We start from the raw sequence: 11,560 nt of genomic DNA on the forward strand, positions 1-11,560 counted from the left end.
TGCTTTCCATTACGGTGGTGCCGGCATCTTCAGGCGGCTACCTCGATGGAGGTGTCGTCGCCGACCAGCAGCCGGTGCTGGGCGGCGCCGGCGACCTGGGCGCGCCGGCCGACCAGGGAGCCGTGCAAGCCGTGGACGCCGACGACGGTGACGTGGTCGAGCAGGATGGAGTCGGTGACCCGGCTGTCGCGGACGGTGCAGTCGCGTCCGATGGCCGTGTACGGCCCGATCCAGCTGTCCTCGACGACGCTGCCCGCCCCGATGATGGCGGGTCCTTCGACGGAGCAGCGCAGCACCCGGGCGCCGGGCTCCACCACGACCCGCGAGCCGAGCCGGCTGGCCGCGTCGACCGTACCGACGATCCGGGACGGCAGTTCGCCGAGCAACTGCCGGTTGCACTCGAGCACGTCCTCCGGTTTCCCGGCGTCCCGCCAGTAGCCGGTGTGCTCCCTGACCCGGACCGGGTCGCCGCGGTCGAGCATCCACTGCACCGCGTCGGTGATCTCCAGTTCGCCGCGGGCGCTGGGCCGGATCGCGTCGACCGCCCGGTGGACGGCGGCGGTGAAGAAGTAGACCCCGATGAGGGCCAGGTCGCTGCGCGGTTCGGCGGGCTTCTCGCAGAGTCGGACGACCCGATGGTCGGCGTCGAGTTCGACAACGCCGAAATTCCACGGGTCGGGGACCCGGTAGGCGGCGAGCTGGGCGGCGGGCCGCCAGCGGGCGAAGTCGCCGGCGATCTCGTCGAGGCCGCCGGCCAGCACGTTGTCGCCGAGGTACATGACGAAGTCGTCGTCGCCCAGGAACGGCCGGGCGACGCGGACGGCGTGGGCCAGGCCGGCGGGCTCGTCCTGGACGACGTACGTGATCCGCGCGCCGAACCGCGCGCCGGAGCCGATGGCGTCCTCGATCTCGGAGCCGGGCGTGCCGACGATGATGCCGATGTCGGTGATCCCAAGCCGCCGGATACCGTCCAGGGCGTGCTCCAGGATGGGCCTTCCGGCGATCGGCAGCAATTGTTTGGGAAGCGAATGGCTGAGGGGTCGTAGTCGTGTTCCCGAGCCCCCGGAAAGTACCAGTGCCTTCATCTTTCTCGCTCCGGTCGAGGCGGAATTGCCGGACGGAGTCCGACTCGGATGAAATGCGACGGAGATGAAATGCGACGGAATTGAATGGCAAATCCCATGGTACCGGCGTCCCGCGACGGTGTTTCTCTCAGAATGCGCGGCTCTCCAGCACCAGGTCGATGCAGTCGTCGGCGGTCATCGGCGCGCCGCGCTCGTGCTCGGCGGCGAACTCCGCTGCGCCGAGGGCGGCGGTGGCGGCCGCGGCCACGCGGTCGACATCGGCCTGCTCGGCGGCCGACAGCGGCGCCGGGGCCTGGGCGCGGCGGGCGGCGGCCGAGCCGAGCAGTCGGGCGGCGAGGCGGTGACGGCCGGCGAGGGCCTGTGCGGCGGCGAGGCCCTCCACGGCGAGCACCGCGCCGCGCGGATCGTCGCGCAGGTGGCGGGCCACGCTCAGGGCTTCCAGATGCAGGGCCTGCGCGGCCGCGGCGTCGCCGTCCTGTTCGGCGAGGAAACCCAACTCGGGCAGGACGAGGGCGAGCGGCAGGGTGTGGGCGCGGTCGTAGTCGCGGCGGGGCAGCCAGCCCAGCACGGCGTGCAGGTGCCGCCGCGCGTCGTCGCGGCGGCCGGCCCGGCGGGCGGTGATGCCCAGTCCCATCTCGGCGAAGACCTCGCCCGGTTTCCAGCCCTGTTCGACGGCGAGCAGGCGGGCGCGTTCGTGAAGGTCGCGAGCCTCGGAGTAGTCGCCGCGCAGCATCGCGATGCGGCCGAGCCAGGACAGCCGGCTGGAGGCCTCCGGCCACAGGCCGAGGCGTTCGGCGATGCGCAGGCCGTCGCGGTGCATCCGGGCGGCCCGCTCGTGGTCGCCGCGGATCTCGGCGAGGGTGGCCAGGGAATCGGTGGCCTGCAGCTCACCCCACCGGTCGCCGAGGTCGCGGAAGAGGGCGGCGCTGCGTTCGCCGTGCTCCCGCAGGGCGGTGAGGTCGCCGCGGACCATGCCATCCTTGGCGAGCGTGCTGAGGGCGGCGGCCTCGCCCCACCGGTCGTCGCAGCGGCGGAAGTCGTCGAGAGCGTGGCGCACCAGGTCGGCGCTGGTGGCGAGGTCGCCGAAGTCGGCCTGCACGAAGCCGAGGAACCACTGGGCCCGGGCGTAGCCGAGCGGGTCGCCGAGCCCTTCGTACAGTTCGAGGGCTTTGCCGCCGGCGTCGATGGCTTCGGCGTGCTCGCCGGCGACTATGGCGAAGCCGGCCCGCCACACCGCGGCGCGGGCGCGGGCCGCGGTCATCATCGGGCCGGGCATGGCCAGTGCGGCGTCGAGCCGGTCCAGTCCGTCCCGCAGCCGTCCGCGCAGGAACCAATACCAGGTGAGCGCGTTGGCCAGGCCCAGCGCGTCGTCGACGAGGCCGTCCCGCACCGCGTGCTCGTGGGCCGCGCGCAGGTTGGCGCTCTCGGCGTCGAGGAGGGCGAGCCAATGTTCCTGGTCGGCGCCGTGCAGGTGGCCGTCGGCGCGTTCGGCGAGGCCGCGGTAGTAGTCGAGGTAGCGGCGGCGGGCAGCGTCGAGGTCGTCCTCCTCGCGGATGCGGCCGAGGCAGTACTCGGCGACCGATTCCATCAGCCGGTAGCGCGGACCGGCGGGACTGTCGCTGGTGAACACCATGCACCGGTCGACCAGCCGGGTGAGCGGGTCGAGGACATCGCCCTCGCCGCCTGAGCAGGTGGCCTCGGCGGCCTCGAGGGTGCAACCGTCGGCGTGCAACGCGAGCCGGCGCAGCACAAGTCGGTCCGGCTCGCCGAGCAGGTCCCAGCTCCAGTCGATCATGCCGCGGAGGGTCTGCTGGCGCGGTGAGGTGCCCCGGTGGCCGGCGGCGAGCAGGCGGAACCGGTCGTCGAGTCGTTCCACCATGGCCTTGACGCCCAGCGCGCGCACCTTGGTGGCAGCAAGTTCCAGGGCGAGGGCGATGCCGTCGAGCCGGCGGCAGAGGACGGCGACGTCGGCGGCGTTGCCGGCGTCGAGGTGGAAGCCGGGGATGGTGGCGGCGACCCGGGCCACGAAGAGCTGGACGGCACCGTACCGCAGCAGCACGCCGGGGTCGGTCTCGCCGACCGGCGGCAGGCCCAGCGGCGGGACCGGCCACAGGGTCTCGCCGGCCACGCCGAGGGTTTCCCTGCTGGTGGCGAGGATCCACAGATGGGGACAGGCGGTGAGCAATGCCCGTGCCACGGTGGCCACGGCGTCGATGAGATGCTCGCAGTTGTCCAGCACGAGCAGCATGCGCTTGCCGTCGATGGCCTGGGCCAGGTGAGCGACGGGGTCCAGGGGGCGCCCGCCCGCGACGGTCTCGCGGAGGCCCAGGACGGTGCCGATCGCGGTGGTGACCGCGCCGATGCCGTCGGAGGCGCCGGCCCGACCCAGCGGGGCGAGCTCGACCATCCACACACCGTCGGGGTAGGACGCGAGCCGTTCCCGGGCGACGTGCACGGCCAGCCGGGTCTTGCCGACGCCACCCGGCCCGACCAGGGTGAGCAGGCGTTCGGTCGCCATCCGGGTGGTGACCTCGGCGGCGGCGTCACCGCGGCCGAGCAGGTCGGTGAGGGGGTTGGACAGGTTGCTGGCATGGCGTGCCGGCGCAGGAGCCAGGGCGGGGTCCTGCCGCAGCATCGACCGGTGCAGCTCGACGACGTCCGGGCCCGGCTCGACGCCGAGCTCGCCGGCGAGGCGGGCGTGCAACTCACGGTAGGCGGCGAGAGCCTCGCTCTGCCGTCCGGCGGCGTAGAGGGCGCGCATGTGCAGGGCCCGCAGGCCTTCCCGGTACGGGTGCTGCGCGACGAGGTCACCGAGCTCGGCGACGAGTGCCTCGCCCTCGCCCAGTCGCAGCCGTGCGTCGGCGTGCAGTTCGAGGGTGGTCAGTCGCTGCTCCTCCAGCCGGGCGGTGACCGGCCGGGCGAACTCCCAGGTGGCGAAGTCGGCGAGCGCCGGCCCGCGCCACAGGCTCAGGGCCTCGGCGAGCAGGCCGGCGCGGCTTCGGGGGTCGTCGGCAGCCCTCGCCCGCTCGGTCAGGTCGGCGAAGACCGCGGTGTCGGTCGTGCCGGGCTCGGCGCGGAGCAGGTAGCCGGGCGGCTGGGAGACCACGGTGGCCCGCGCGCCGGGTTCGGCGTCATCGAGGACGCGGCGTAGCCGGGACACCTTCAGCTGCAGGGCGCTGACCGGATTCCGCGGGGTCTCGTCACCCCACAGGTCGGCGACGAGCGTGTCGATCGGAACCGGCCGTCCCTGGTGGGCCAGCAGATCGGCCAGCAGCACCCGGACCTTCATCTCGGGTACGGGAACCGGTGTGCCCCGGCTGGTCCGTACCTCCAGCGGGCCGAGTATCCGGAAATACACCCGGTAACCGTAGCGCGACGGCGTGACCTGCGAAACCAGGACACCCCGGCGCACTGCCGACAGCGCACCGACAACGGTCCGACAGCGCCGGAGCCCAGGCTGGGGTGTGACGCGGGCGCGGCCGGGCACGGAAGGACACAGAGCGCGGGACACACCCGTACGAGTGCCGACGCGGGGGTACCAACCGGAGCAACGAAAGGACGACTATGAACGCGAACGTCACGGCCGGGGAGGCGCCGCCGCGCGCCGGCCGGCGGGAATGGATCGGCCTGGTCGTGCTGGCCCTGCCCACCCTCCTGCTCTCCCTCGACATCAGCGTGCTGAATCTGGCGCTACCCCATCTGAGCGCCGCGCTCGGTGCGACCAGCACCGAACAGTTGTGGATCGTGGACATCTACGGCTTCATGATCGCCGGGTTCCTTCTCACCTGGGGCACGCTCGGTGACCGGATCGGGCGGCGCAAGCTGCTGCTGATCGGCGCGGCCTGCTTCGGGGCGGCGTCGGTGGCGGCGGCCTACGCGTCCAGTCCCGAGATGCTCATCGCGGCGCGTGCGCTGCTGGGCGTCTCGGGTGCCACGCTGATGCCGTCGCTGCTGGCGCTGATCAGCAACATGTTCAAGGACCCGAAGCAGCAGGGTCTCGCGATCGGCGTCTGGATGAGCTGCTTCATGGGCGGCATGGCGATCGGCCCGGTGGTCGGCGGCGCGTTGCTCGGCTCGTTCTGGTGGGGCTCGGTGTTCCTCATCGGGCTGCCGGTCATGCTGCCGCTGTTGATCCTCGGCCCGGTCCTGCTGCCGGAGTACAAGGCGCCGGAGGCGGGCCGGCTGGACCTGCTCAGCGCGCTGCTGTCGCTGGCCACGCTGCTGCCGGTGGTTTACAGCGTGAAGACCATCGCCGCCGAGGGTGTCGGTGCGAAGGCCATCGTGGCGCTCCTGGCCGGTATCGCCTTCGGGGTGGCGTTCGTCGTTCGCCAGCGCCGGCTCGAGCACCCGCTGCTGGATCTCGGCCTGTTCCGCAACCGGGCGCTGCGGGCCGCGCTCGGCGTCGCGCTGCTGGCGTCGGCCACGATGGGCGGCATCACCCTGCTGGTGTCGATCTACCTGCAGCAGGTGGCGGGGCTGTCGCCGCTGGCCGCCGGGCTGTGGCTGGTGCCGTCCTTCGTGCTGGCGATCATCGGCAACATGGCCGCGCCGGGTCTGGCGGCCAGGATCAATCCGGCGTTCGTCATCGCGGGCGGTCTGCTCGTCACCACCGTGGGCCTGCTGCTGCTGACCCAGGCGAACAGCCCCGGCGGAATTCCGGTGCTCGTCGCCGGGTACGCGATCGCGTTCGCGGGCACCAGCCCGCTGGGGGTGCTCAGCACCCAGCTCGTCGTGGGGTCGGCACCGCCGGAGAAGGCCGGCGCCGCGTCCGCGTTGTCGGAGACCAACGGTGAGCTGGGCATCGCCTTCGGTGTCGCGGTCCTCGGCAGCCTCAGCACCGCCGTCTACCAGTCCCGGATGACCGACGCGGTCCCGTCCGGAGTCCCCGGCACCGCCGCGGAGGGCGCCCGCGACAGCCTGCCCGCGGCGGCCGACGCAGCCACCTCCGTTCCCGCCGACCTGGGCACCCAGCTGCTCGACGCCGCGCGCGACGCGTTCGCCGGCAGCCTGCACGTGGTCGCCGTGGTGGCCGCCGTGGCCATGGTCCTCTACGCGATCCTGGCCGTGGTGCTGCTGCGCGAGGTCGCCCCGGCGGGCGGTGCGGAGCCAGACGCCGAAGCCGGTCCGGATTCCCGGGCGGGCGTGCAGGAGGACGCCGCCGCGCGGAGGTGACTCCGGACGGCAGGAACCGGGGCGACCGATGGTCGCCCCGGTTCCTGCCGTCCGGAGTCAGGAGATGTGCACGGTGGGGACGTACTGGATCCACCGGCCACCCCGTTCGGCGAAGGTGTGCTCCTTGGTCATGATCTCGTCGGCGTGGTTCCACGCGAACAGCAGCGCGTATGCGGGGTACGGGTCGCTGAAGACCTCCTGCGGCCGGACCGGGATGCCGGAGCCGGGTGCCAGGCGGCCCTGCTTGGCCGCGGTGGAGTCGCAGACGAACGGCACGAGCTCGGGTCCGATCCCGCAGTAGTTCGTGACGGTGGCGCTCTTGGACGTGGCGCCGTAGCCGACCACGCGCTTGCCCTCGTCGTGCAGCCGGGTCAGCAGCGCGACGAGCTCGTCGCGGATGGTGTCGATCCGGGTGGCGAAAGCCTCGTAGGTGGCGAACTCGGCCAGTCCCTGGCGGCGTTCCCGCTCGAGCATGGTGGCCACCGCCGGGGTGGGGGTGCGTGCGCCGGCCAGCGCGACCGTGTAGCGGACCGTGCCACCGTGCACGTCCCGGTGCTCGACATCGACGAGTTCCAGGCCGAACCGCGCCAGCATCGCCTGCACGGACCGCGCGGCGAACAGGTAGAAGTGCTCGTCGTAGAGCTGGTCGAAACAGGAGCGCTCGACGATGTCGCCCAGGTAGCGGTCCTCGAAGACGAAGACGCCGCGCGGGGCGAGCAGAGTGGCCACCCCGCGCAGGATCGAGTCGATGTACGAGATGTGGCTGATCGTGTTCGCGGAGAAGATGACGTCCGCGGCGCCCTCGTCGGCGCGGATCGACGCGGCCGTGGACTCCTCGAAGAAATCCACCCGGACCCGTACCCCTTCGGCCGCGGCCACCTCGGCGGCGTCACGGGACGGGTCGACGCCGAGATGCCGGATCCCGGCCGAGCGGACGGTGCGCAGCATGACGCCGTCGTTGCTGCCGATCTCCACCAGGAACGGGTCGGGCCCGGTCAGCTCGGTGCTCACCAGGTGCTCGGCCACTTCCTCGAAGTACTTGCACATCAGCGCCGATCCGGATGCGCGGTAAGGGTAGTCGGGCCGGAACATCTCCTCCCGCGCGCATTCCTCGCGCTGCTGCACCATCGTGCAGCCGTCGCACAGGCCGACGACCAGGTCATAGCGGACCAGGGCCGCGGGGTCATCGGCGGACGTGAACGCGTTCGAAATCGGCTGCGGACCGAAGTCGAACCATTCCCTCACCGTTCCCCCGCAGATTCGGCAGGGGAACGTTCCGGCCTTGTTGTTGCCATCGGTCATGTCGATCACCATTCCGGAAAATCGGCAGCAGGTGGCTTCAGCGTTCCTCCGCGCCGCTCGGCGCCGCACCTTTCAAGATGCCGTTCCGGTATCCACCGTGGATCGCAATATGGAAGATGCGCCGCGGTCCGGGACGCGGCGACGATCGCATGGATTGTTGTTCCCGGTCAGCAGGAGGTCAGCACGATGCGTCGGGGTCGTTCCTCTGCCCTCTCCGTCATTTCGGTCGCCGGCCTGGTCGGCGCCTCGGGCTTCCTGGCGGCGCTGAACGGTCCACCGAGTGACACCCGGGACGCCCCGGCGGCCTCCGTCGGTGACCGGCACGTCACGCTGGTCACCGGTGACCGGGTGAGTGTGTCCACGGACACCGGGCGGGTGCGGATCAACCCGGCACCGGGCCGGGAGGGCGTGCGGTTCGCCGCCGACCGCGTCGACGGCCGGGTGAACGTGGTGCCCGAGGACGTCCGGGGGCTGGTCGCCGCCGGCCGCCTGGACCGGAGTCTGTTCGACGTCACCGCGATGACCGACGCCGGGTACGACGACGCCAGCCGAACGGACCTGCCGGTGCGCCTACCCGGAGGCGCCGCCGCGGCCGTGGCCAAGTCGACAGCCGCGGCGTCCTGGCCACGGCTGGCGTCCTCGCTGACCGGCGGGCCCGGCGCGGCCCTGCGACTGGACGTGCCGCAGCCGCCCGAAGCCGGTTCGCCGGCCCCGACCCACACGCTGACCGTGCGGCACATCGGACGCGACGGGCGGCCGGCCACCGACGCCGAGGCGCAGGTGCTGGGCCTGGACGCGGAGCTGCGCGAGTATCTGACCGTGCGCGACGGCGTCGCCACCGCCGAGCTGCCGGCCGGCCGGTACACGCTGGTCGGCGACGTCATCGACGCGCAGTCGAACTGGCACCGGCTGGTGCAGCCGACGCTGACCCTCCACAGTGACCTGACGGTCACCGTGGATGCGCGGAGAACCCGGCCGGTGACCACCACGGTGCAGCGCCGCGACGCCCGGCCGGCCCTCGTCGACCTCGGATTCGACCGGCACTACGGCGACGGAAAGGTGCACTCGTTGTCGCTCACCTCGTCGACGTTCGGCAAACTGTTCACCGCGCAGCTCGGACCGTCGGTGGGCGCCGACGAGATGACCTCCGGCATCTCGTCGACCTGGGGCCGCCCCGGGCCGCGCGGCGACTTCCGGAACACCCCGTACACCTACAACCTGCTGAACACCCGTGGCGGTGGGTTCTTCACCGGCTTCGACCGGGACGTCTCCGATCGCGACCTGGCCCAGCTGACGTCGCGCCATCTCACCCAGGGGCCCGGACGGCAGGGCACCAAGGGCTGGTACGGGCTGGCCACCGGCTACGCGGCGGTCTCCGGTGCGCTGCTGCCGTACGACCTCCCGGCGACCGTCACACACCTGCTGGACACCCGCGACACGCAGTGGTCCGGCTCGTTCGGCGAGCAGATCACCTTGAACGGCGAGCACGTGTACTCCACCGCGATGGGCTCCGACTACCGGGCGTTCGCGGCCGGCCGCCACTACACCGACCGCTGGAACGCCGGAGTGTTCGGGCCGTACCTGTTCCGCCCCGACCATGCCGCCGTGCACGGCGACCGATTGTGGTTCGGCGCGCCGCTCTTCACCGACCAGGAGAACCACCGGGCCGGCTCCCGTTCCGACCGGGCGTCGACCGAGGTGTTCCGCGACGGCAGGTCGCTCGGCGGCTCGGCCGGCGGTCAGCTCACCGTCACCGTGCCGCCGGGACGGGCGGCGTACCGGGTGCACAATGTCTCCGAACGCGCCTCGATGTTCCCGATGTCCAGCAAGGTCGACGTCACCTGGTCGTTCACTGCCGAAGCCGGGAGCGCCGCACCGGTGCCACTGCCGCTGTGGGTGGTGCGCTACTTCCCCGCCGTCGACGAGACGAACCGGTTGCCCGGCTCCGGTGTGCTGCGCGTCCCGGTGTCGGTGGAGTCGCAGCCGGAGGCCGAGGTCGGCGCCCCGGCCCGGCTGACCGTCGACGTCTCCGCCGACGGCGGCGCGACCTGGCAACCCGCCCGGGTCAGCAGCGGCGGGCCGCGCGGCTACGTCGCCGAGATCAGCCGGCCGGCCGGCGCTGACAGCCTGGCCCTGCGCGCCCGGTTCGCCGACGACCGCGGCAACGCCGTCGACCAGACCATCCACGACGCCCTGAGATTCCACGGCTGAGGAGGCCTGCCATGAAGATCGCCCTCGCGCTGGTCTCGATCGCGCTGCTCGTCGGCGGCATCACGGCGCCGGCGCCGAAGATCGCCGCAGGCGGGGCCGCCGCCTGCATCACCCTGCCCGCCACGCCGGCCCGCGACGGGTTCCGGGTCTGGACCGAGGCCCGCAACGACTGCGCCGCCCCGACGACGCTGTGGCTCGTCCGGCACGAGGCCGGCCGCGGCTCGGCGTGGCACTCCAGCACCGAGGTCGTGCTGATGCCCGGCACCTCCGGCCGCATCGACCGGCACTGCCGTGGCGGCGGCGAACAAATCTGGAGCGCCGTCCAGTTCGACCCGAACATGGCGTTCAACCTCAGCACCCCGCAGGTCGTCGTCCGCTGCTGACCGACGTGATCCGACGACCGAGCCCACCCGCGGCGGAAACCGTGCGAGTTTCGTCTCATCAGCGAAGGAGACCCGAGATGCGGATCATGTTCCCGATCTGGCCGAACCCGTCCCACCTCTACCCGATCGTGCCGCTGGCCTGGTCGTTGCAGAGCGCCGGGCACGAGGTGTGCGTACCGGCGCATCCTGACATCGCCGACGCCACCACGGCGGTGGGGTTGACCGCGGTGCCGCTGGGCGACGCGGCGCGGTTGCCGACGCCGATGGGCCCCGGGCGGCCGTACGTGACCGAGCGGGCCGCTGTCGCCAAGACCACCGAGGCTCTCGGCATCGCCGCCGACGAGCAGGAGGCCTGGGACTCGTTCAGTCAGTTCATGCTGCCGGCGATGTGGGACTTCCATCCGTACGGGGCGTCGCCGTCGCAGCCGCAGCCGGTCATGGACGAACTGGTCGAGTTCGCGCGGGCCTGGAAGCCCGACCTCGTGCTGTGGGATCCCTGTTTCCCGGGCGCGGCGGTCGCCGCCCGCGCCGCCGGTGCCATACAGGCCCGCTTCATCACCGCCCCCGACTACTGGGTGTACTCGATCGACCTGATGGCCGGCCGGGCCGGCGAACTGACCGCCGCCGACGCGCGTGACCCGATGCTGGAGACCATGGCCCCGGTGGCCGAGCGGCACGGCGTGGAGCTGGACGCGGAGCTGTTGCGCGGCCAGTTCACGATCACCCCGCTCCCCGAGGCGATGCGGCTCGCGGTGGACACCCCGACGGAGTCGGTGCGCTGGATCCCCTACTCGCAGCAGACCCCGTCGCCGGACTGGCTCTACCCGGTCCCCGAGCGCCCGCGGGTGGCCATCTCGCTGGGCCTGTCGTGGCGGCGCTACCTGGAGGGCGGCTGGAACCACATCCCGGCCCTGCTGAACGCGGTGTCGGAACTGGACGTCGAGGTGGTGGCGACGCTCAACGCCAAGCAACTCGCCCAGGTGGACTCGGTGCCGCCCAACGTGCGTGCGGTCGACTACCTGCCGCTCAACCAGCTCGTGCCGACCTGCCGGACGCTGATCCACCACGGCGGGTTCGCGAGCTTCGCGGCCGCGGCCGCGACCGGTGTGCCGCAACTCGTCACCGATTCGCCGGAGGCCGCCGTCAACGCGGTGGCCGAGGACGGCGAGGCCATGGGTGCCACCAAACACGCCGCGTCCCCGGTCACCGTCCGGCACGTGACCGCCCGGCATGCCGGTGAGGTGCTCGACATCGGCCGGCCGTCGGCCCAGGCGATCCAGGAGCAGGTGGCCCGGATGCTGACCGACCGGGCGTATGCCGCCGGTGCGGCCACTCTGCGCGCCGACTACCTGGCGGCACCCGATCCCCACGAGGTGGTCGCCGGGCTCGAGCGGAGGGTGGCCTGAC

Annotated in this window: 7 protein-coding genes; 4 read left to right on the forward strand and 3 right to left on the reverse strand. The window is 72.3% G+C overall.

Annotated features, from left to right (window positions below; all coding sequences use genetic code 11):
- Nucleotides 1-29: 29 nt before the first annotated feature.
- On the reverse strand, nt 30-1,085 hold the full coding sequence (locus DMB66_RS47830) for a glucose-1-phosphate thymidylyltransferase (protein ID WP_125810756.1): 1,056 nt from the start codon (nt 1,083-1,085) through the stop codon (nt 30-32).
- 127 nt (nt 1,086-1,212) lie between these two features.
- Complete coding sequence (locus DMB66_RS47835; RefSeq protein ID WP_125810757.1) at nt 1,213-4,443, reverse strand: BTAD domain-containing putative transcriptional regulator; 3,231 nt, start codon at nt 4,441-4,443, stop codon at nt 1,213-1,215.
- Between the two features lie 206 nt (nt 4,444-4,649).
- Between DMB66_RS47835 and DMB66_RS47840 the strand changes: the two genes are divergently transcribed.
- Nucleotides 4,650-6,257, forward strand: a complete 1,608-nt coding sequence (locus tag DMB66_RS47840; RefSeq protein WP_125810758.1) for an MFS transporter — start codon at nt 4,650-4,652, stop codon at nt 6,255-6,257.
- A gap of 57 nt (nt 6,258-6,314) precedes the next feature.
- On the opposite strand, the gene DMB66_RS47845 is transcribed toward DMB66_RS47840, so the two are convergent.
- Entirely contained in the window at nt 6,315-7,559 is a 1,245-nt protein-coding gene (locus DMB66_RS47845; RefSeq protein WP_125810759.1) for a class I SAM-dependent methyltransferase, read from the reverse strand.
- Nucleotides 7,560-7,745: 186 nt separating this feature from the next.
- On the opposite strand from DMB66_RS47845, the gene DMB66_RS47850 reads away from it, so the two are divergent.
- From DMB66_RS47850 to DMB66_RS47860, 3 genes are all read left to right on the forward strand, one after another.
- Entirely contained in the window at nt 7,746-9,770 is a 2,025-nt protein-coding gene (locus DMB66_RS47850) for a peptidase S8 (protein WP_125810760.1), read from the forward strand.
- Nucleotides 9,771-9,781: 11 nt separating this feature from the next.
- On the forward strand, nt 9,782-10,153 hold the full coding sequence (locus tag DMB66_RS47855; RefSeq protein WP_125810761.1) for a hypothetical protein: 372 nt from the start codon (nt 9,782-9,784) through the stop codon (nt 10,151-10,153).
- Between the two features lie 77 nt (nt 10,154-10,230).
- Entirely contained in the window at nt 10,231-11,559 is a 1,329-nt protein-coding gene (locus DMB66_RS47860; RefSeq protein ID WP_125810762.1) for a nucleotide disphospho-sugar-binding domain-containing protein, read from the forward strand.
- The last annotated feature ends 1 nt before the right edge of the window (nt 11,560 follow it).

It is taken from the genome of Actinoplanes sp. ATCC 53533 (genome assembly GCF_003947245.1).